The sequence below is a fragment of the Nocardia vinacea NBRC 16497 genome (assembly GCF_000308835.1).
In the GTDB taxonomy this organism is placed as follows: domain Bacteria; phylum Actinomycetota; class Actinomycetes; order Mycobacteriales; family Mycobacteriaceae; genus Nocardia; species Nocardia vinacea.
Map to the genome: position 1 here is coordinate 1 of NZ_BAGN01000015.1, position 21,977 is coordinate 21,977.

The following is a 21,977-nucleotide window of genomic DNA, read 5'->3' on the forward strand; positions in this document are numbered from 1 at the left end:
GGTGCGCGTTGCCAGCGTCCCTGGAGCCGTGGGTCGTCTGTGCCCCGGGGTGGGCGACAACCTGTGCCTGCAGGCGTACGACACCTGTGCCTTGGAAGCATGCGGCATCTCCGTCCTGGAGGCGTGCGGCATCGGCGTCCCGAAGCACCCAGCCGCCCGGGTCTTCCGTGACCGCCGCCACATCCGCTGGCTGACCCGCGCGACAAAGATTCTTTTCTGGATCTCTCCAAATTCTTGACTAATTCAAGAAAAGGCGTAACCATCGGATGCATGCACACCAACCTCACCGATCCGCGCGAACGCTTGCGCGCGGCCGGCCTGCGGGTTACCGCCCCGCGGGTCGCGGTGCTGGCCGCGGTCGTGGCCCGACCGCATTCGGATGCCGATCGGGTGGCCGCCGCCGTCCGCGAAACCCTGGGCTCGGTATCCACGCAGGCCGTCTACGACGTGCTCCGAGCCTGCGTGAACGCCGGAATCCTGCGGCGCATCGAACCCGCCGGTTCGCCCGCGCTGTACGAGGCCAGGGTCGCGGACAACCATCACCATCTGGTGTGCCGAAGCTGCGACACGGTCGTCGATATCGACTGTGTCGTGGGCACAGCCCCCTGTCTGGAACCCGAGGACGCGCACGGGTTCGTGATCGACGAGGCCGAGGTCGTCTTCTGGGGTCTGTGCCCGACCTGCCGTACACATTCAGCGAAGGAGGCTGCCGATGACCAGGCCGACCACCACCAACACCGGAGTGCCGGTGCCGAGCGATAACGAATCGCTCACCGCGGGCACCCAGGGCCCGATCCTGTTGCACGACCACTACCTCATCGAAAAGCTCGCCCAGTTCAACCGGGAGCGGGTGCCGGAGCGGATCGTGCACGCCAAGGGCGCGGGCGCATACGGCGAGCTGGTGGTGACCAATGACGTGAGTCGCTACACCAAGGCCAAGCTCTTCCAGCCGGGCGCGCGGACTGAATCGCTGGCGCGGTTCTCCACCGTCGCGGGCGAGCAGGGCAGCCCCGACACCTGGCGCGACCCACGGGGTTTCGCGGTGAAGTTCTACACCGAGGACGGCAACTACGACCTCGTCGGCAACAACACCCCGATCTTCTTCATCAAGGATCCGCTCGAGTTCCCGGACTTCATCCGTTCGCAGAAGCGCCTGCCCGGCAGCGGCCTGCGCGATCACAATATGCAGTGGGACTTCTGGACCCTGCGTCCGGAGACCGCCCATCAGGTCACCTGGCTGATGGGCGACCGCGGTATCCCGAAGACCTACCGCCATATGAACGGCTACGGCTCGCACACCTACCAGTGGATCAATGCCGCGGGCGAGCGCTTCTGGGTGAAATACCACTTCAAGACCGATCAGGGCATCGACTACCTGCCCCAGGCCGAGGCCGATCGCCTGGCCGGTGCGGACGCCGACTATCACCGCCGCGATCTGTATGACGCGATCGACCGCGGCGAGTTCCCGAGCTGGACCCTGTACGTGCAGGTCATGCCGGTCGCCGAGGCCGAGGGCTACCGCTTCAACCCGTTCGACCTGACCAAGGTGTGGTCGCATCGGGACTACCCGCTGATCGAGGTCGGCAAGTGGACCCTGAACCGCAATCCGGGCAACTACTTCGTCGATATCGAGCAGGCCGCCTTCGAGCCCTCGAATGTCGTTCCCGGCATAGGCTTTTCGCCCGACAAAATGTTGCTCGGCCGGGTATTCGCCTACGCGGACGCGCACCGCTACCGCATCGGCACCAACTACGCGCAGCTGCCGCCGAACCGCCCCCGCGCCGCGGAGGTGAACTCTTACTCCAAGGAGGGCGCGATGCGTTATGACTACAACGACGCGAATGTACCTGTCTACGCGCCGAATTCGTTCGGCGGCCCGCATGCGGATCCGGAGCGGGCGCCCGATGGCGGTGTCTGGGAGTTCGACCCGACCGTCGTACGCTCCGGCTATATCGAGCACGCCGAGGACGGCGACTTCGCCCAGGCGGGCACCCTGGTCCGTGCGGTGTTCGACGACGAGCAGCGAGATCGTCTAGTGGACAACATCGTCGGCCATGTGCTCGGCGGTGTGCGCGAGCCGGTGCTGTCCCGGGTCTTCGAATACTGGAAGAACGTGGACGCCGAGCTCGGCAAGCGCGTCGAGGAAGGTGTCCGCGCCGGACTGGACGGCTGATAGATCAGCTCCGAAAACAGCTCCGCCCCTGACCATTTCGGTCGGAGGCGGAGCTTTTCGTATGCGGGGGGCAGGATTCCACGGGCCCCAGGCCTCGGAACTACAACAGGCCCCACCAATAGAGCAGGCAGGCCAACACCCAGACAACCACGGTTTCCATCGCCGCTCCAATCTCACTGGCGCCCTTATCCACCATCATCCGCCGATTCGCGCCACCGCGCCGCAAACTTGTCGGGATCTTCCACAAATAGTGCAACTACCTGCTGTTTTGTTCCTGCAAGGTCTTCTTAAGTGCCCAACAAGCCCGCGACGGCATTGTTTGTGTCAACACCGCAACACAAGCCACCACCGGGGGTGGGGAACCGGACTCGACCTGTTCACGAGGGGTAACAGGTCGCGTCACGGGGGTAGTGCCAGCCGGGCCGGTCCACGAGGGGTGACCGGCCCGCTGGCGCTTTATCGGGGGCAACCACTTCGGATGGCTCTTCCCGGAGCTGACCGGCGAATCAGTCGCCGCTGCCGAAGGTAACCATTCGGTGCGTGCCGACGATCCCATTCCAAGGGTGTATGTGGCCGGGCCGGTTCACGAGGGGTGACCGGCCCGGCCGGGCCTCGAGCGGTCAGCCGACCGTCTGGACCGAGTAGTCGGGCAGTTCGTAGCTCTCGGTCTTGGTGAGCATCTTCATCATGAGCGGCTTCATGATCTTGGTGGTCATCAGTCTGCTGACGAACAGACCCGCGCGAATGCCGAAGCGTGATTGGGGCGTCATCGACCGCAGGCCACCCGGCGGCAGCTCCTGCGCGGTGGCGACGAACGGCCGCAGCACCTCTTCGTAGCGGGCCAGCGCCTTTTCGGGATCGGTTGCGTGCGCGGCGATTTCACCGGCGAGGACGTACGCGCCGACCAGTGCCATCGCGGTGCCCTGCCCGGTGAGCGGCGAACCGCAGTAGCCCGCGTCGCCGAGCAGCACCACGCGGCCCTTGGACCAGTTCGGGACATCGATGCGGGCCAGTTCGTCGAAGTAGAAGTCTTCGGCGGTGGCCATGGCATCGCGGACGGTGCTCGCGATCGTGCCGCCGTCGGCCAGTCGCTCGCGGATGAGCTGCTGCTGTGCCGCGACATCGCGACGCAGCGCTGGATTCGCGGCGTCGCGAATGACGACCAGCGCCTTGCAGGTGGCCGGATCGGCATCCGGGCGCAGGCCCACACCGGTCGCGCCGACCAGGGAGTTCATCGCGATCCAGTGCTGCTCCGCATAGTCGGGCGTCGGCAGCGTGAAGAAGGACATGTAGCCGCCGAGGTAGGTGGAGAAATCCTCCTCCGGGCCGAAGACCAGGCGCCGGGTCGAGGAATGCAGTCCGTCCGCGCCGATCACGATGTCGAACCGCTCGGTGCTGCCGGAGGCGAAAGTGACATCCGCGCCCGCGTCGTCCTGGCTGATCTCGGTGACCCATTCGCTGTAGCGGTAGTCGACGCCGCCCACCTCGTCGAGCAGATCGAGCAGCACCTGGTTCAGGTCGCCTCGGGTGATCTCGATCTCGGCGACCGCGCCCTTACCTTCGAAGACCTCCGCGGCCATGCGCAGCAGTTCCTTGCCCTCACTGTCCACGAACACCATGCCGCGCTCGTCCAGTTGGGATTTGCGGATACCCGGCATGAGCCCCATCCGCTCCGCCACCTCGACGCTCGGACCGCGCAGATCCACTGCCTGTCCGCCGGGGCGCGGCGCCGCCGCCCGCTCGACCACGGTGGCCCGGATCCCGGCCCGGAGCAGTTGCAGGGCAACGGCATTGCCGCCGATGCCGCCGCCGCAGACGAGGACCCGCGGGCGGATGGTGGCGGGGTTGGTGTTGCTCATGATCTGTTCCTCACTGGCTCGAATGTCTTGCGCATATGTCTAACAGACGTGTTGCACGTTTGTCTAGTACAAATGTGTAAGACGATTGAGTCAGTGGTTAGTTCTGGTTCTGCAGATAGGCCTTCCAACTGCCGTAGGAGGTGATATCGGTGGCGGTACCTGCGGCATCGTAAGTGCAGGCGAAGCCGATAACCGCACGTCCGTCGGATAATTCGATACTGGTCAGCGCCATCGGCGCGGGCAGCGCGGCGAGGAAGCGGCCGAGTCCCGCCGCCGATACCCGGAACAGCTCGCCGAGGATCGGCGCACCGAGTCCCGGACCGTGGCGCACCAGTCCCGGTTTCGGGGGTGTGGTGTCGAGTGCGGTCAGACGGTAGGCGTCGGTGGTGCGGATCTCGCCGGTGAACCGCGCGCCGATCTCTTCCAACTGCCAGTGCAGCGGCTGGCCGCGCAGGTGCGCGCCGAAGACGGCCAATTCGACACCGTCTTCGACCAGTGCCGGGGCGTTGTCCTCGCCGATGATGCGGGCAGCGATATCGATGGCGACCTGATCGGCGAAGGCGGGCGTCACGACCATCACGCCGAAGGGTGCGCCGGTCGCGGTGGGTAGGCCGGGGACGGCGACGGCCGCCATATCCAGCAGATTGCAGAAGTTCGTGAAGGTGCCCATCCGTCGGTTGATGCCGAACGGATCCGCTTGTACCGCAGCGATACTCGGATGCTCCGTGGTCGTCGGCAAGAGCAATCCGGTGAACCCCTGCAATGTCACCGCCGCCGCAGCCTTGGCTCGCGCCAAGGTATCCAGATCAGCCGCGAATCCGGGTCCGGTCGTTGCTCGCGCGGCATTGATGATGGCCATCACGGTGGGATCGGTGCTCGCCGGCGCGGTATCGAGGAATGTGCCGACGGCCGCATAGCGTTCCGCGACGATCGCGCCGTCGTAGAGCAGGAGTGCGGCATCGAGCATCTCGGAGATATCGACCTCTTCGGTCGTTATCCCGGCGCGGGTCACCGCGGATACGGTGCGGGCAAACGCATCTCGGTACGAATCGCTTAGCGCGGCGAGATCCTCCGCGCGCGGAACCGCCAGCCGGATGATCTGCGGCGCGGCGAGCGGAACATCGGCGGGCCAGGAACGGCTGCGCGGATCCCGAGGCTCCGGTCCGACCATGACCGCGGCCGATGCGACCGCGCTGTCGAGGTCGGTGGCGAAGACCGTCACTGCGTCGTAGTCCGCACACGCCGGAACCACGCCGTGTGCCGGGACGATCCCCAAAGTGGCTTTGATACCGACGATTCCGTGCAGCGCGGCCGGGACGCGTCCGGAACCCGCTGTGTCCGTACCGATTCCGATATCCGCGATACCGAGAGCTACGGCGACTGCCGATCCGGAACTGGACCCGCCGGAGATCAACTCCGGATCGTGCGCATGGCGAACCGCGCCGTATGGGCTGCGCGTGCCGACGAGCCCGGTTGCGAACTGATCCAGATTGGTCTTGCCGAGAACCAATGCGCCCGCCGCGACCAGCCGCTCGACCGCCGCCGCGGTGACCTCGGCGGTGTAGGCGAATTCGGGGCAGGCCGCGGTGGTCGGCAGTCCCGCGACATCGATATTGTCCTTGACCGCAACCAACACCCCTGCCAGCGGTAAGGATTCACCTGCGGCGAGCCGCTGCTCGACGTCCGTGGCCTCGGCGGCGACATCGGCCTCGGCGCGCAGCGTGATCCACACCTCCGGCCGATCGACCTCCGCGATGCGCCGATATGCGGCGGCGACCCGCGCGGTCGGCGTGCCATGGACTTCGGTATTGCCTAGGACGCCTGCGGTCATTCGGCGGCTCCGATCACTGCTAGTGGGGTTCCCGGTTCCACTTTCGCGCCTGGGGTGGCCAGTACTTTCAGTACCGTGCCGGTGCCCGGGCTGTGCACCGGCAGTTCGAGTTTCATCGCCTCGAGGATGGCCACCGGATCGCCCGCGCCGAGACGCTGGCCCACCTCGATTTCCACCCGCCAGACATTGCCGATCATCGGTGCGGTGACCACCGTTGCGTCCGGTGGCAATCCGGCCAGTGGGTCGGTAGCGGGTTCCGACACGGTCTCGACGATCGTGCTCTGCTCGAATTCCCCTGCGGCGCGCCAGGCCTGTTTCTCCGCTTCGAAGGCGACGGCCTGTTTGGTCTCGAATTCCGCTATGGCTTCGGCATTTTCGGCGAGCAGTCGCAGATGATCGGCGAGTGCGAAGGTGCCATCACTGACCTCGGCGTCGAAACGGCCCGCCGCTGCGGCCGCGCGCTGTTCGAGCAGCTGCTCGGGAGTCACCGGTTCCCAGACGATGCGGTCGAAGAATCGGAACAGCCACGGGGTGCCAGTTTCGAACGGTGCGGATTGCCGGTAGCTGGACCAGATCGGCACCGTCCGGCCGATCAGCTGATAGCCGCCCGGTGATGCCATGCCGTATACGCAGAGGTACTTGCCGCCGATGCCGACGGCATCCGATGGCGTCCAGGTGCGCGCCGGGTTGTACTTGGTGGTGACCAGCCGGTGTCGCGGATCGAGCGGAACCGCCAGTGGCGCACCGAGGTAGACGTCACCCAGGCCGAGCACCAGGTACTCGGCGGCGAAGACCGCGGCACGCACATCCTCGACACTGTCGAGTCCATTGATGCGGCGGATGAATTCGGTATTCGAAGGCAACCATGGCGCGGTATCGCGGACCCCGCTGCGATATCGATCGATGGCCTCGGCAATCGAGGGATCGTCGAACGACAGCGGCAATCGGATGGTGCGGCTGGGCACCACGAGATCGTGGGTTGCGGGCAGTTCGGATTCGAGTTCGGTCAGCGTGCCGAGCAGCCGATACTGCGGCAGCACTTCGGGATCGAAATGGATGTGCAGCGAACGGACACCCGGTGTCACATCGATGATGCCGGGCAGACCGGTGCCCGCCAGCGCCTCGGCGAGTGCGTGCACCCGCATGCGCAGACCGAGATCCAGCACCATCTCGCCGTATTCGACCAGAATATTGTCATCGCCCCCACGCAGATAGGCGACTTGCGGGCGATCCGCACCCGCCGCAACGGTGCCGAGAATGCCGCGATCATCCAGACCGACCGGCTTGCGGGAACCGGTGAGCGGGCTCGGTACGGCAGCAAGATCCATGGGGGCGTCGGCCTGGGCCCGAGCAGCGTTCGAACGGCGCAGCGCCGTGGCCCGGTCATCGTCGACGGGCACGAAGTGGACGGTATCGCCGGGACGCAGCTGGCCGAGTTTCCAGCGATGCGCCGAGATCACGGTGAGCGGGCAGGCGAAGCCGCCGAGGCTCGGACCGTCCGGGCCGAGCAGGATCGGGGTATCGCCGGAGACATTCAGTGTTCCGACGCTGTACGGGTTGTCGTGCAGATTCGACGGGTGCAGTCCCGCATCACCGCCGTCGGTGCGCGACCAGGTCGGCTTCGGCCCCTCCAGCCGAATGCCGGTGCGGTTCGCGTGGCTGCCGACTTTCCAAGGGTGCGAATAGAATTGGCCCATATCCGCATCGGTGAAATAGGCGGGTGCGGTCTGCGGTCCGATACCGACGGCCAATTGCCAGACGTGCGTGAATTCGGGTCGCTCGTCGAGCGGAACCGCTTGTGGCTCAGCGAGTTCGGGCCGATTCCTGACGATTCCCAGCACATCCCCCGCGACCAGGGCTTTCCCGGTGCTGCCGCCGAAACCGCCGAGGGTAAAGGTGGCGGCGCTGCCGTGATAGAGCGGCGCATCTATGCCACCGCGTACCGCCAGGTAGGTGCGCAATCCGGCGTCCGACGGTGCGCCGATATCGAGTACCGACCCGGCCGGGACCGTTACTGGCTGCCACATCGGGACCGGTTGCCCATCCACCGTGACCGGCGTCTGCGCACCCGCCACACACACCACTGAGTCATCGGCGAAACGCACCTGTGGCCCCTGGAGCGTGCATTCCAGTGCGGGCACACCTGCGGGGTTGCCGACGGCGATATTGGCGAGGGTGAACGACAGATCGTCCATCGGACCCGACGGCGGAATTCCGACCTGCCACAAGCCGATTCGACCCGGATGATCCTGGATCGTGGTCATCGTGCCACCGCGCAGCACATCGATGCGATGGCCGGCGGGTCGGATATCGGCCAGCGTCGTCGTGACGTGGTCCGCGTCGAGCACCATGGCATCGGCACTCGCCGCCCGCAATTGGGGCAGATTCGTTTGGACCCCGTAGATCCTGGTCGCGGCCAGCGCATCGCTCAAGCCCGCGAAGGCCGCGTCGCGAGTGGTCCCCGACGCGATCACCTTGGCCAGCAGCGGGTCGTAGTACGGACTGACCTCGGTGCCCGTCGCGACCCAGGTGTCGACCCGAACCGCCGTATCCACCGGAAAGGTCGCGGCCGTGATCAACCCGGCGCTCGGTCGGTACGCGTGTCCCGGATCCTCGGCATAGACCCGCGCCTCCACCGCCCATCCACTGATCGCCGGTCCGGTCTCGGGCAGTTCGTCGACCATCGAGCTGTCCCCGCCCGCCAGCCGCATCATCCACTCGACCAGATCGACCCCAGCCACCGCCTCGGTCACCGGATGCTCGACCTGCAGCCGGGTGTTCATCTCCAGGAACGAGGCCGCACCATGCTCGACGTCATAGACGAACTCCACCGTGCCCGCCGATCGGTACCGCACCGACCTCGCCAACTCCCGCGACGCCGCGAGCAACTGCTCCGACAGCTCCGGTGCGAGTCCGGGTGCGGGAGCTTCCTCGATGACCTTCTGATTGCGCCGCTGCAGCGAACAATCCCTGGTGCCGAGGCTTACCACGCGCCCGCGACCGTCACCGAAAAGCTGCACCTCGATATGCCGGGCCCGCGCCACGAACCGCTCCAGGAAAACACCGGTCGAGGAGAAATTCGTCGCGGCCAAACGCTGCACGCGCAGATACGCCGACCGCAGCTCATCGGCACTACCGCAGGCCTGCATGCCGATACCACCGCCGCCACCGACCGCCTTGAGCATTACCGGATAGCCGATGCGTTCGGCCTCGGCCACCGCGTGCTCGGCCGATTCGAGCAGTCCGCTACCCGGAATCAGCGGCACCCCAACGGCTTCGGCCGTTTTCCGTGCCGTGTGCTTGTCGCCGAAGATGCGCAGTTGCTCCGGCGTCGGCCCGACGAACGCTATCCCGGCATCGGTCACCGCCGTGGCGAAATCCGCGTTCTCCGAAAGGAACCCGTATCCGGGATGAATCGCGCCCGCACCCGTCGACAGTGCCGCCTCGACAACCAGGTCGGCACGCAGATAGGACTCTGCCGCCGGACTCGCCCCCAGATGTACTGCGACATCGGCGATTTCGACATGTGCCGCACCGACATCGGCGTCGGAGTACACGGCGACGGTTTTCAGACCGAGCGCATGCGCCGTCCGCATGATCCGGCAGGCGATTTCGCCGCGATTGGCGACCAGAACCGTATCGAATCCCAGTGTCACCGGAAACTCCCTATTCAGTTGCCAAGGACATCGCGGCGATGGCCCGCGTGACCCGATCGAGAACGACATCGAGCGATTCGCCGATGTGGGTGTGCAGCAGTCGATATGCCAGCGGAAGATCTTGGGCCAGAACGGCATCCAGAATTCCCAGATGCTCGGCGATGGTGGTCTCGATCCGGTTGTTGACCATGAAGTCGTACATCCGCACATGCCGGATCCGCGAATTCACCGCCTTCAGCGAGCGCACCAGTTCGGCATTGCCCGCCGCCGTCAACAGCGTGACGTGGAACTCCTCGTCGCGCACCACGAAACCGGGCTCCTGCTCGGGCGGATCCGCACGCAGGACCAGCCAGGCCTCGCGCTCAGCCGCCAGCAGCGCACGATCGTGCACGACCGCCGGATTATCGATGGCGCGCTGAATTCCGCCGAGCTCCAAGGTGATTCGCAGCTCGTACAGGTCCCGGATCAACGGAATGCTCGGCCGCACCGGAGTGAAGCCGTATTCCTCCCGCTGCAACAGTCCGTCCGAGCACAGCATGGTCAGCGCCTCGCGGACCGGCGTCCGCGAGATACCGAACCGGGTCGACAGCTTGGGCTCGGTCAGGCGCTCGCCGAACCGGATATCCCCGTTCATCAACTCGCCGCGCAAAGTCGTATAAACAACGTCCCGCAGCGGCCGTCCCGCCGCATCCGCCAGTGTGGCCACCCGTGTCGACATGCATGTATACGCTATGGACCTCGCGTTTCGTCGAGATGACCGCACGTTAGCAAGCGGTAAGAGTCTGCTCACCGCCCATATGGGACATCGGGGGACATATCGGAACGGCCGAGCGTCCATTCGGTCCGTTCTCGGCGCGCCTACTTCCGGAAATTCTCACCAGCGGTGCACAGTGAGGTGGAGCAGACAGCAACACCTGGCAACGCCGATGCGCTATCGCACGACACATCGCTGCAGCAGGCTGGAGATCAGCCCCGGCGCCGGGTCGATGCCCGTACTTCAGGCACACCGCCCGTCTACCGCCGCCGGTCGGTGGCGATCCGCCCCCGGCGCCGGGTGCACCTACGAGAAGTCTCGGGAGGTAATGATGGATGCGTTCGTGATCGTTGGCTTGCTCGCCCTGGTGTGCGGGCTACTAGCGGTCATTGCCTGCACGGTGTGGTGGCCGACCCCGGACCGCCGGGCCAACCAGCGAAAACAGCTCCGCCCCCGACCTGTGCGGGCCGGGGGCGGAACCATTCGTCTCAACCACGAGTCGGGGTGACAGGATTTGAACCTGCGACCTCTTCGTCCCGAACGAAGCGCGCTACCAAGCTGCGCCACACCCCGTGAAGCGAACCTGGAGTAGCTTACAACAGCTCACCTCCAGACGTTAAACCCGCTGGTCAATCAGCCTTCGTGGGGGCGAATGCTGGTGAAGATGCGCATCGCGGTGGCCGCGTCGACGGCATTGGGGACGCCGGTGTCGGCGGCGATCACCATGACGAAATTGCCGCTATCGGTGGGGGTGGCGAAGGTGTAGACCGAGTACTCGGTTGCGCAGCCCGGATTGACCTTGGTCGCGGTGCCCTTGGTCTCCACGAACATGCCCTGCTGGGAGCCGTCGAGCGAGCGGAGCGGCTGTGCCGCGCCCGGGGTGCCGCCCGATGAGTTGGTGTAGGCGATCTGGGCGGTCCTGGTGCCGAGTTCGGTTGCGGCGGTTGCCGAATCGGTGTCCTTGGAGCCGGTCAAGAAGGCCACGGTGCGGGTCGAGCCGGGGCAGTAGCTCTTCCCCTCGGTGGCCAGTCCCTTGCCGGTGACAGCGTTCGGCGGTTCGCCGAAGCCGCCGACCTTGCCGTCGGGGGCGACGGTCCAGTCGGCGGGTACGTCATAGGCGGCCCCGAGGTCCGAGGCGACCACGACTTGGTAACCGGGTACGACCGGGGTCTCGTTATTGGCGGGGGCGGGCTTGGTGGTGGTCGGCTGGGTAGACGTATGTGAAACCGTGGGGGTGAGTGCACTCACCATCGACGGGACCGGATTCTGCGCAGTGGCGTCCGAGCCGTGGTTGGCCGTGACGATCGCCGCCGTCGCCCCGCCCGCGACCACGAGCGTCGCGACCGAGGCGGCGATCCATGCGGTGCGGCGCGTGTGGCCCGATCGGTTCGCGCTCGACGCGGCGACCAAGTCCGAGGCGAATCGGTCACCGAAGAACGCATCCGAGCCACCGCCCGGGCCATGGGGCGTTTGCATACCGCCATACGGTCCGGATGGTGTTGCGCCGGGCTGGAATTGCGTCGTCGAGCCATGCTGCCATGCCGGTGCGGGTTGCGGTGCCCACTGCAGGGTCGGATCGAATTGACCAGGGGCACTTGCCGTTTGCTGCTCGGGCTGCCATGGCATGGGTAGGGCCGGTGCGACGCCGCCGTTCCACGGTGTGGCCGTGGGTTCGGGGCCGAACGGCGACAGCGCGGCCGGATCGAGCTGGACCGGCGCACCGAATGTGCCGTGCGCCGCGTCGGCCCCCGACTGCGTCTCGGATCCCGGCTGTCCCAGCGCAGGACCGAATTGCTCTGCGCCATAGGGCTGTTGCTGTTGCGGCGTACCGGTTTCGCGCCGGTTGAGATCACTCACGACTCCGCCTCGCTGATGCTCGGCTCCGTCGCGCGCGATTGCGCACTGTGTTGATGGTTCACTCGCTGCGCTCTCCCCTGCCTGACGTCAGTCTCGGCAAAGGACCTTAGCGGAACTCAGCGGGCGATGGCTTCCGAGGGGGAAACGCCCTGTCCGCTATCGGCATTGGGACGTTTCGGCGGTGCGGCGACCAGGGTAAGCAGCGTCGCCTCGGGGCGGCAGCAGAAGCGGTACGGCGCCCACGGCGAGGTACCGAGACCTGCGGAGACGTGCAGTTGGGTATGCGCGCCCCATTTGGACGAGCCCTTCACCCGCGAGCGATCGATACCGCAGTTGGTGACCAGTGCACCGTACCCGGGCAGGCACAGCTGGCCGCCGTGTGTATGTCCGGCCATGACCAGGTCGTAGCCGTCCTCGGCGAAGCGGTCCAGCACCCGGGGTTCGGGGGAGTGGGTCAAGCCGATGCTCAGCACGGCGAGTGGGTTGGGCGCACCGGCGACGGTGTCGTACCGATCGCGCTGCAGATGCGGATCGTCGACGCCCGCGCTCGCGATTCGAATGCCCGCGACCTCGACATCACGGCGGACATGAGTCAGATCGAGCCAGCCGCGCTCGGTGAATGCCGCGCGCAGGTCCTTCCACGGCAGCGGCGCGCCGTACACCCGGCGGTGATCCTTCTTGAAGTATTTCGCCGGATTCTTCGCGACCGGCGCGAAATAGTCATTGCTGCCGAAAACGAAAAGGCCCGGGCGGGAAAGCAATCCGCCGAGGGCCTGAACCACCGCGGGCACCGACTTCTGGTGCGAAAGGTTGTCGCCGGTATTGACGACCAGATCCGGCTCCAGCCGATCCAGCTCCCGAAGCCACTGCTGCTTGAGCTTCTGACCAGGCATCATGTGCAGATCGCTGATGTGCAGCACCCGTAGTGACGACGAGCCCGGCTGTAGCACGGGCATCGTGGCCTCGCGCAGTACGAAGGCATTTCGTTCGATCAGCGAGGCGTAGCCGATACCGGCCACCGCGGCCCCGGCGGCTCCCAACGCGGTTCGTCGGATAGCGGAGGTCGAGATTACGGGCATTTGCCCAGCATAGGTGACCCCGGTGCGGAACGCTGAGTGTGTTTCCGCACAAGCGGTCGGTTGGTCGTTTCGGGCGACCTGCAAGCAGTCGCTGCCGACCCGTTCGAGCGGCCTGCAAGCAGTCGCTGCCGACCCGTTCGAGCGACCTGCAAGCAGTCGCTGCCGACCCGTTCGGGCGACCTGCAAGCAGTCGCTACGGCGAGTCGGATGAATCCGAGTCGAGCGCCAAATGTAGTGGGCCGGGAACGGGGAAACGGCTACCGTGTGGCACATGTCGGAACTCAAATCGCAGCTGCGTGCGGATATGACCGCCGCGATGAAAGCCAAGGACACGCTGCGCCTCGCCACCCTCAGGATGCTGCTCGCCGCCATCCAGACCGCGGAGGTCGCGGGCTCGCAGGCACGTGAGCTCTCCGACGCCGAGGTCATCGCCGTACTGCAGAAAGAGGCGAAGAAGCGCAGCGAGTCGGCCGAGGTCTACACCCAGGCCGGGCGTGGCGAACTGGCCGCCAACGAACACGCCGAGGCGCGCATCATCGATGAATATCTGCCGACGCAGCTGACCGACGCCGAGGTCGCCGACGTCGCCGATACCGCGATCGCGCAGGTTGCCCAGGAACTCGGCGAGCGACCGGGCATGCGGCAGATGGGCCAGGTCATGAAGGCCGCCACCGCGATCGCCGCCGGTAAGGCCGACGGTTCCCGCATCTCGGCCGCCGTGAAGTCGCGTCTGTAGCCGTACAGAAGAAAGCCGCCGATCCGGGATCCAGGTCGGCGGCTTTCGTATTTATGAAGCGTTATCGAGGGGCTGGGAATCCCGGAATACTCGGGAATCCCGGTATGCCTGGAATGCCCGGAATCGGAAGGCCGGGCGCAGGCGCCGGTCCGGGTGTCGGCGCGGGCGCCCGTTCCGTCCCGTCGCTGATATAGATCGTGATCACAGACCCGGGAATCGCCGACCCATTCGGCGCTGTCCCCATCACCGTCCCCTTCGGCGGCGCACCGGTGCCGTTCACCGGCGAGACCTGGAAGCCTGCGGCAACCAGTGCGGCGGTCGCTTGACCCTGGGTCATGCCCGCGACATCGGGGACCTGGGCCTGGTTGGACCCGCGCACATACTTGTCGTCCAGCGGTGGCAGTGCGGGTGGCGGGAAGTTCCCGAGCACCGGCTTGACCGCGTTGAACCAGGTGCGAGCTGGTTCATTACCACCGAAGAGATTGCCGTCGCCGCAGCCGCGCAGCGGGAACGAGCAGATCTCACCGGGTGTCGGGCTGTCGCCATAGACGTAGGCCGCGGCCGCCAGCGAGTTGGTGAAGCCGAGGAACGCCGAGGAGCGGTGGCTCTCGGTGGTTCCCGTCTTGGCCGACAGCGGCGCGTTCCAGCCGGTCGCTCGCGCCGCGCCGGCCGCGGTGCCGCTGATGTCGTCCTGACCCATGGCATTGGCCAGCGTGTTCGCCAGTCCCGGATCGACGACCTGCTCGCACGCCTGCTGGGTGAGCGGCACCGTCTTGCCGGAGCGGTCGATCACCTCCTTGATCGGCGAGGGCGGGCACCACCGGCCGCCGGAGCCCAAGGTGGCGGCCACATTCGACAGCTCCAGCGGGTTGATCGCGACCGGGCCCAGGGTGAACGAGCCGAGGTTCTGTTCCTTGATCATGTCCGCCAGGCTCTGGTTGCCGTGGCCCGAGCTGCCCGCCTCGGTGTAGGAGCGCATGCCGAGGCGCACCGCCATATCGACGGTCGGGGTGACTCCGACGGCCTGGATCAGTTTGACGAAAGCGGTATTCGGCGAGGTGGCCAGCGCCTCGGTCACCGACATCGGCGACTTGTAGTTACCCGCGTTCTGCACGCAGTAGGTGGCGGGCGGGCAGCCGCGCGCACCACCGTTACCCATGCCCTTCGCCTCGAACCGGCCCGGCACATCGAGTTGGGCGTTGATACCGAGGCCCTTTTCCATGGCCGCGGCCGTGGTGAAGATCTTGAAAATCGAGCCGGCGCCGTCACCCACCATCGAATACGGCTGCGGCTGCACCGTTTCGTTGGCATCGCGGTTCAGGCCGTAGGTGCGGCTGCTGGCCATGGCCAGCAGCGGATGCGAATCCTGTCCCGGCCCGACCACCGACATCACCTGGGCGATGTCGTCGAGGTTCGGGTTCGCGGCCTCGGTGACCGAGCGTTTCACCGAATCCTGCAGAGCCGGATCGAGCGTGGTCTTGATCGTGTAGCCACCGGTATTGATCTGTTCGCGGCTGATACCGGCATTGGCCAGGTACTGCAGCGCGTAGTCGCAGAAGAAGCCGCGATCGTTGGCGGCGATGCAGCCGCGCGGCAGGCCCTTGGGCTCGGGGAGCACGCCGAGGGGTTCGGACTTGGCCTTGCGGAATTCGTCGGCGCGGCTGGGGATGTTCTGGATCAGCGTGTCCAGCACGGTATTGCGCCGCTGCAGCACACCCTCGGGATTGGTGTAGGGATTCAGCTTCGAGCTGGACTGCACCATGCCCGCGAGCATCGCCGACTGCGGCACATTCAGATTCGCGGCGTCGATGCCGAAGTAGGTCTGCGCCGCGTCCTGGATGCCGTAGGAGGAGTTACCGAACGGGACGAGATTCAGGTATCGGGTGAGGATTTCGTCCTTGGTCAGCTCCCGGTCCAGGGTGAGCGCCATCCGGATCTCGCGCAGTTTGCGTGCGGGAGTGGTCTCGATGGCGGCCCGGCGCTCGGCGTCGGTCTTGGCGACGACGAGTAGCTGGAAGTTCTTCACATACTGCTGATCGAGGGTGGAGGCACCCTGCTGAACCTCGCCGCTGCTCGTATTGGTGACGAACGCGCGCATGGTGCCGGTCCAGTCCACACCTGCGTGCTCGGCGAAGCGCCGATCCTCGATGGAGACGATCGCCAACTTCATATCGTTGGAGATCTTGTCGCTGGGGACCTCGAAGCGGCGCTGCTCGTACAACCAGGCGATGGGCGTTCCGTTCGCGTCGACCATGGTCGAGACGGCGGGGACGGTGCCCTCCACCAGCTCTGCAGACACATTGTCGACGGCATCGGCAGCGCGGTTCGAGACGAACCCGAAACCGCCTGCGAGAGGGAACAACAACCCGGCGACGAGCACGGCGGCCAGCGCGCAGCTGCCGGCCAGCCTCGCGAGCGTATGTGTGATCGGCACGGACCCCAGACTACGGGGTGCCGATCCGGCGCTCTCGGGTGTGTTTGCGAGTAGCTCGGATCCTGGAGTTCTCGAGCGAATGCAGCGAGTGAGCAATAGACACAGACTCGCACGGGGGCTGGCGGAGCTGAGCGTCTGCGAGGCGCCGCCTGCCCCGATTGGGCGTGTCGCGGGATGGATTCCGGCGTGTCGCGGAGGGGCGGGCCGCGGGTCGAGTCGACCGCCCGGTTCTGGATCACGGTTGCAGGGACGGACGTACCAAAAAGTCTCGGGACGGTCTTGCGCAGAAGCCATACCTTTACCTAGATTGAGAACCCAGTGTGATAGAGCTAACACTCAAAGTGGAATGTGGTGCAGTTCGCAGCGGGGTTTGGGTTGCTGCGACACTGACACGCGATTCTGGAGCGCCGTTGACCCGGTGTTCGGACTGCAAAGGGGCACACCAAATGCACATGACAACCCCCATCGCTCGATTGGACGTAGAGCAGGCCGAAGCAAGGATCGCCTGGGTAGCCCAGGCCCGATGCAAGGAAGTAGACCCTGATCAACTGTTCGTTCGCGGCGCGGCGCAGCGCAAGGCGGCGACGATCTGCAGGCACTGCCCGGTGTTGATGCAGTGTGGGGCCGATGCACTCGACAATCGAGTCGAATTCGGCGTGTGGGGTGGAATGACCGAACGACAGCGTCGTGCGCTGCTCAAGCAGCACCCCGAGGTGACGTCCTGGGCGGACTTTTTCCAAGCCCAGCGTCAACATCAAATTGCAATCTAATCCTGGAGATGAAGCCGAGCCCGCGATTGCGGGCTCGGCTTCGTTAATGGGTCTATATCAAACCGACATCAGAATGACACAGTCGCTCAGTCGATTTCGGCGCCGATAACGCCTCAGGCGGTCACCTCGACCGGGTGCGCATCGGTGAGTTGCGCCGCGACGGCACGCAGTGCCTCCAGATCGGAGACCTCGAAGGGCAGCGCGGTCACCGAGGCGATCGGCACCCGCGGATGCGCACCCGTGAACCGGTGCAGCAGATGCTGTTCGCGCTTGGCGGTAGCGACCCGCTGGGCGTGAATGCGCAGCACCGCGGCGGTCAGCTGATCGGATTCGGTGAGCTGATCGGCAGCGGTCAGCGCATGATCGGCGGACAGTGAACTGAGTATCGGGTGGGTCCGGTTCAAGATCAGTCCGGCCAGCGGCATGCGTTCGGTCGAGAGGCGGTCGACGAAGAAGGACGCCTCGCGTAGCGCATCCGGTTCGGCGGCCGCGACCACCAGGAAGTGCGTGCCCGGCTTGGAGAGCATCGCGTACGTGCGGTCCGCGCGATCCTGGAAACCACCGAACAGCGACTCCAGCGACTGCAGGAAATTCGACGCGTCCTTGAGCATCTGGCCGCCGACAATGGTCGAAACACCGCGCACGGCCAGGCTCATCGCACCGGTCACCAATCGGGTGACGCCGCGACCAGGAGCCATGATGACCCGGATCATCCTGCCGTTCAAGAAGTTTCCGAGCCGCTGCGGTGCATCGAGGAAATCGAGCGCATTGCGCGACGGCGGAGTGTCGACCACGATCAGGTCCCACTCCTTGCGCCCGGCCAACTGACCGAGCTTCTCCATCGCCATGTACTCCTGCGTACCGCCGAAGGAGGAGGCGACCGTTTGATAGAAGGGGTTGGCGAAAATCTGCTCCGCCTTCTCCGGACTGGTGTGCTCGAGCACCATATCGTCGAAGGTGCGCCGCATATTGAGCATCATCGCGTGCAATTCGCCCTTGGCCTCCGGACCGAGTGCCACCCGCTGCGGGGTGTTGTCCAGATCGGCGACACCGAGTGACTGGGCCAGTCGACGTGCCGGGTCGATGGTGAGCACCACGACCTTGCGACCCTGCTCGGCCGCGCGCAATCCGATGGCCGCCGCGGTGGTCGTCTTGCCGACGCCGCCGGAGCCGCAGCAGACCACCACCCGCGCGGTGGGATCGGCGATAATGCTCGAAACATCTAGTGGCGTGGCCACATTCGGATTACTCATCGGACCCCCTGCTTGCTCAGATGTTCGGCAAGTTCATAGATGCCACCGAGATCCATGCCGTCTGCGAGCGCGGGCAGATACATCCGCGTGACATCCACGTTCGCGAGTTCGGCGGCGCTTTCGTCCTGTGCCCGCAAAGTGGCCGAATGCTCGACAGTTTCGGTGATCAAGCCCTGGAAGTCCTGGTCCGACAGGGAAATTCCGGCCTCGGTGAGGCCGGCGCGAATGGCGTCGCGGTCGATATCGCCCTGTGCGGCCTTGTTGCGCACGTCGGCGGGTAGCTGGCCCTTGGTCGCCCGGTTCACGATGACGGTGCCGATCCGCAGGTCATTGGCGGTGAGTTCGGCGACCGCGTCGGCGGTTTCCTGCACCGGCAGCGCCTCGAGCAGGGTGACCAGGTGGATCATCGTCTGATCGGAGTGCAGCAGCCTGGAGACGCCCTCGGCCTGCGAGGCGATCGGCCCGCCCTTGGCCACCTCGACCATGGCCTGGGTGACATCGAGGAAGCTGGCGATCCGTCCGGTCGGCGGTGCGTCGACGACGATTTCGTCGAATACGGGCTTGCCCTGCTTATCCACCCGGACCGCGCATTCCTTGATCTTGCCGGTCAGGATGACATCGCGCAGACCGGGTGCGATCGTGGTGACGAATTCGATGGCGCCGACCCGGCGCATCGCCCGACCGGCGAACCCCAAGTTGTAGAACATATCCATGTACTCGAGGAATGCGTGCTCGATATCCAGTGCGAGCGCGACTACTTCACCGCCGCCGTCCGCGGTGGCGATCCTGGTTTCGGTGGGCGGCAGCGGCGGCAGATCGAACAGTTGGGCAATGGATTGTCTGCTCTCCACCTCGACCAACAACACCCGCCGTCCGCCCGCGGCCAGCGCGAGTGCCAGCGCGGCGGCGACCGTCGACTTACCGGTTCCCCCTTTGCCGGAGACATAGTGCAGGCGGGCCTTATCCGCGCGCTCCGGCCAACCCGTTTCCAGCCCCGGCTCCGCCGAAATAGGCACTGCTGTTGGTACTCCCACGATCGCGAGCCTATAACCCGTTCTGACATCGCGTCCCAGCGATATGGTCAGCGCCTCATTTTCCAGGGATTCTGCCTCAGACAGTTGGAGCCGAGTTTGCCGCAAGGTGAGATATCTGCTCTATCGACCACAACGGAGCGAGTCTCACGAGCGACACCGGGGGGCCGCGAACACGCAGTGCCGAAGGCGCTGCCAAAGTTACAGGCATGAGTGATTCGAAGGTGTGGGAGTACGCCACCGTTCCGCTGCTGACGCATGCGACCAAGCAGATCCTGGACCAGTGGGGCGCCGACGGCTGGGAGCTGGTGACCGTGCTGCCCGGCCCGACCGGTGAACAGCACGTCGCCTACCTCAAGCGCCCCAAGTAACCGAAGGGACTTGCACATATGACCCAGTGGGAGAAGAACCTCGCCCAACTCGGCCTGACCCTGCCACCGGTCGTGGCACCGGTCGCCGCTTACATTCCAGCGATCCGCACCGGATCGCTGGTCTACACCTCCGGTCAGCTGCCGTTCGTGGACGGCCAGCTCTCGGCGACCGGCAAGGTCGGCGCGGAGGTCTCGCTCGATCAGGCGAAGGAGGCAGCCAAGTTCTGCGCGCTGAACGCGATTGCCGCGGTGCACGATCTGGTCGGGCTCGATGCGGTGGTGCGCATTGTGAAGGTCGTCGGATTCGTCGCCTCCGCACCGGGATTCACCGATCAGCCGCAGGTCATCAACGGTGCCTCGGAATTGCTCGGCGCGGTCTTCGGTGATGCGGGCGTGCACGCGCGCTCCGCGGTCGGCGTCGCCGAACTGCCCCGCAACACCCCCGTCGAAGTCGAACTGATCGCCGAAGTGCGCTAAACAGGTTCGATGACGCTCACCCATCCCGCATACGGCCAGCTGCGGCAGGTCACGCCGACCGCGGCGGTCGTGCTCGCGGACAATCCAGGCCAGATGACGCTGGAGGGCACCAACACCTGGCTGCTGCGTGCGCCGGGACAATCGGAATACGTCGTCGTCGATCCGGGACCGAAGGATAAGGCGCACAGCGAGACGATCGCCCGCGTCACCGACGGCAATATCGCGCTCACCCTGATCACCCACCGGCATCACGATCACACCGGTGGTATCGACCGGCTGGTCGAGCTGACGGGTACGCCGGTGCGAGCCAGGACCGCCGAATTCCTGCGCGGTTCGGATGCGCCGCTGGTCGACGGCGAGGTGATCGAGGCCGCCGGACTGCGGATCACCGTCCTCGACACCCCCGGCCACACCAAGGATTCGGTGAGTTTCGTACTCGACGACGCGGTGTTGACCGGTGACACCATCCTCGGCTTCGGCACCACCGTGCTCGATTCCACCGACGGCGCCCTCGCCGATTACCTGGCATCGCTGGACAAGCTGGTCGAGGCGGGTGCTGGACGCGCGCTGCTACCCGCACATGGTCCGGATCATCCCGATCTGGAACCGATCGCGCGGTACTACATCGCGCATCGGCAGGAGCGGCTCGATCAGGTGCGGGAGGCATTGCGCGTGCTCGGTCCGAACGCGGGTGCGATGTCGGTCGTGCGCAAGGTCTATGCCGATGTCGACAAGCGGCTGTGGCCGGCGGCCCGCAGTTCGGTGCAAGCGCAGTTGGAGTACCTGCGCGCCGAGCAGAACTAAAACACCGAAGCACGCTGAGTTCATGTGGTAGCTGAACTCAGCGTGCTTTTGCGTTCAGATGCCGCGGCGGCCACCTGCCACGACGCGTCTTCGTAGCGGCCGGGTGTTCGGTCGCCGATCGGATTCGAGCGTCAGCGCGCGCGGCGGGCCAGGCGCTCGGAGTCGGAGATCAGCACGCTCTTGCCCTCCAGCCGTAGCCAGCCGCGGTGCGCGAAGTCGGCCAGAGCCTTGTTCACGGTCTCGCGGGAGGCGCCGACCAGCTGCGCGATCTCTTCCTGGGTGAGGTCGTGGGTGACCCGCAGCGCACCGGCCTCCTGGGTGCCGAACCGCTGCGCGAGCTGCAGCAACGCCTTGGCGACCCGGCCGGGGACGTCGGTGAAGATCAGGTCGGCCAGGTTGTTGTTGGTGCGGCGCAAACGACGGGCGAGAACGCGCAACAGTTGCTCGGCGATCTCGGGCCGCTGGTCGATCCAGGACTTGAGTGCGTCACGGTCCATGGTGACCGCACGGACCTCGGTCACGGTGGTAGCGGTCGAGGTGCGCGGACCCGGGTCGAAGATCGACAGCTCACCGAACATGTCCGACGGACCCATGATGGTCAGCAGGTTTTCCCTGCCGTCCGGGGAACGCCGTCCGATCTTCACCTTGCCGGATGTGATGATGTACAACCGGTCGCCGGGCTCGCCCTCGTTGAAGATGACATGGCCGCGCGGAAAATCCACGGGCTGCAGTTGTTTGGCAAGAGCCGCCACCGCGGTGGGCTCTACGCCTTGGAAGATGCCTGCTCTGGCGAGGGCCTCGTCCACGAATGTGCTCCTTATGGGAAATGGCTCTGTCCTGGACCGAAGCGATTCGGCCAACAGCGCAGTCTACGCGGCATTACAGCAGCGTA

At 65.7% G+C, this 21,977-nt stretch carries 18 protein-coding genes and 1 tRNA gene; 8 read left to right on the top strand and 11 right to left on the bottom strand.

All coding sequences use genetic code 11. From position 1 onward, the window contains the following. The 3 genes from ON44_RS51855 to ON44_RS01995 form a co-directional block, all read left to right on the top strand. Positions 1-238, top strand: a 238-nt coding sequence (locus tag ON44_RS51855; RefSeq protein WP_040686042.1) for a hypothetical protein, incomplete at its 5' end; no start/stop codon positions are given. Between the two features lie 32 nt (positions 239-270). Beyond that, positions 271-762, top strand: coding sequence for a Fur family transcriptional regulator (locus ON44_RS01990; RefSeq protein ID WP_051181345.1), 492 nt, complete (start codon positions 271-273; stop codon positions 760-762). Then, on the top strand, positions 713-2,173 hold the full coding sequence (locus ON44_RS01995) for a catalase (RefSeq protein WP_040686043.1): 1,461 nt from the start codon (positions 713-715) through the stop codon (positions 2,171-2,173). The genes ON44_RS01990 and ON44_RS01995 overlap by 50 nt, the downstream gene beginning before the upstream one ends. A gap of 620 nt (positions 2,174-2,793) precedes the next feature. Here the strand turns inward: ON44_RS01995 and ON44_RS02000 are convergent. The 7 genes from ON44_RS02000 to ON44_RS02030 form a co-directional block, all read right to left on the bottom strand. After that, positions 2,794-4,032 (bottom strand): FAD-dependent monooxygenase, encoded by a 1,239-nt coding sequence (locus tag ON44_RS02000; protein WP_040686044.1) that lies wholly within the window; start codon positions 4,030-4,032, stop codon positions 2,794-2,796. A gap of 97 nt (positions 4,033-4,129) precedes the next feature. Next, positions 4,130-5,863 carry an allophanate hydrolase gene (atzF, locus tag ON44_RS02005; protein ID WP_040686045.1) on the bottom strand — a complete coding sequence of 578 codons (1,734 nt, stop codon included), beginning with the start codon at positions 5,861-5,863 and terminating at the stop codon, positions 4,130-4,132. Next, positions 5,860-9,519 (bottom strand): urea carboxylase, encoded by a 3,660-nt coding sequence (gene uca, locus ON44_RS02010; RefSeq protein WP_040686046.1) that lies wholly within the window; start codon positions 9,517-9,519, stop codon positions 5,860-5,862. Before uca ends, atzF begins: the two co-directional genes overlap by 4 nt. A 10-nt stretch (positions 9,520-9,529) precedes the next feature. Next, a complete protein-coding gene (locus tag ON44_RS02015) occupies positions 9,530-10,237 on the bottom strand; it encodes a GntR family transcriptional regulator (protein WP_051181347.1) in 708 nt (235 codons plus the stop codon). A 535-nt stretch (positions 10,238-10,772) separates the two neighbouring features. After that, positions 10,773-10,846 (bottom strand) — tRNA-Pro (locus tag ON44_RS02020). Between the two features lie 60 nt (positions 10,847-10,906). Beyond that, positions 10,907-12,130, bottom strand: coding sequence for a DUF8017 domain-containing protein (locus tag ON44_RS02025; RefSeq protein ID WP_040686047.1), 1,224 nt, complete (start codon positions 12,128-12,130; stop codon positions 10,907-10,909). 116 nt (positions 12,131-12,246) lie between these two features. After that, the gene (locus ON44_RS02030; RefSeq protein ID WP_040686048.1) at positions 12,247-13,209 is read right to left on the bottom strand and encodes a metallophosphoesterase; all 963 of its coding nucleotides are present in this window, start codon (positions 13,207-13,209) and stop codon (positions 12,247-12,249) included. Between the two features lie 271 nt (positions 13,210-13,480). Here ON44_RS02030 and ON44_RS02035 point away from each other — a divergent pair, with 271 nt between their 5' ends. Continuing rightward, a complete protein-coding gene (locus tag ON44_RS02035; protein WP_040686049.1) occupies positions 13,481-13,945 on the top strand; it encodes a GatB/YqeY domain-containing protein in 465 nt (154 codons plus the stop codon). 61 nt (positions 13,946-14,006) lie between these two features. On the opposite strand, the gene ON44_RS02040 is transcribed toward ON44_RS02035, so the two are convergent. Beyond that, positions 14,007-16,379, bottom strand: a complete 2,373-nt coding sequence (locus tag ON44_RS02040) for a penicillin-binding protein (RefSeq protein WP_040686050.1) — start codon at positions 16,377-16,379, stop codon at positions 14,007-14,009. Between the two features lie 446 nt (positions 16,380-16,825). Here ON44_RS02040 and ON44_RS02045 point away from each other — a divergent pair, with 446 nt between their 5' ends. Next, positions 16,826-17,149, top strand: coding sequence for a WhiB family transcriptional regulator (locus ON44_RS02045; RefSeq protein ID WP_040686051.1), 324 nt, complete (start codon positions 16,826-16,828; stop codon positions 17,147-17,149). A 113-nt stretch (positions 17,150-17,262) separates the two neighbouring features. Here the strand turns inward: ON44_RS02045 and bagB are convergent, their stop codons facing one another. After that, positions 17,263-18,402: an ATPase BagB gene (gene bagB / locus ON44_RS02050; protein ID WP_040686052.1), complete on the bottom strand. Its 1,140-nt coding sequence runs from the start codon at positions 18,400-18,402 to the stop codon at positions 17,263-17,265. Continuing rightward, positions 18,399-19,418, bottom strand: coding sequence for an ATPase BagA (bagA, locus tag ON44_RS02055; RefSeq protein ID WP_040686053.1), 1,020 nt, complete (start codon positions 19,416-19,418; stop codon positions 18,399-18,401). Before bagA ends, bagB begins: the two co-directional genes overlap by 4 nt. Positions 19,419-19,642: 224 nt before the next feature. Here bagA and sp36 point away from each other — a divergent pair, with 224 nt between their 5' ends. The 3 genes from sp36 to ON44_RS02065 are packed head-to-tail and all read left to right on the top strand — an operon-like array spanning position 19,643 to position 21,085. Continuing rightward, on the top strand, positions 19,643-19,804 hold the full coding sequence (gene sp36 / locus ON44_RS49380) for a Sp36 family protein (RefSeq protein WP_085998464.1): 162 nt from the start codon (positions 19,643-19,645) through the stop codon (positions 19,802-19,804). An 18-nt stretch (positions 19,805-19,822) separates the two neighbouring features. Next, a complete protein-coding gene (locus ON44_RS02060; RefSeq protein WP_040686054.1) occupies positions 19,823-20,281 on the top strand; it encodes a RidA family protein in 459 nt (152 codons plus the stop codon). Positions 20,282-20,290: 9 nt separating this feature from the next. Then, the gene (locus ON44_RS02065) at positions 20,291-21,085 is read left to right on the top strand and encodes an MBL fold metallo-hydrolase (RefSeq protein ID WP_040686055.1); all 795 of its coding nucleotides are present in this window, start codon (positions 20,291-20,293) and stop codon (positions 21,083-21,085) included. A gap of 131 nt (positions 21,086-21,216) precedes the next feature. Here the strand turns inward: ON44_RS02065 and ON44_RS02070 are convergent, their stop codons facing one another. Next, on the bottom strand, positions 21,217-21,891 hold the full coding sequence (locus tag ON44_RS02070) for a Crp/Fnr family transcriptional regulator (protein ID WP_011206875.1): 675 nt from the start codon (positions 21,889-21,891) through the stop codon (positions 21,217-21,219). Positions 21,892-21,977: the final 86 nt, after the last annotated feature.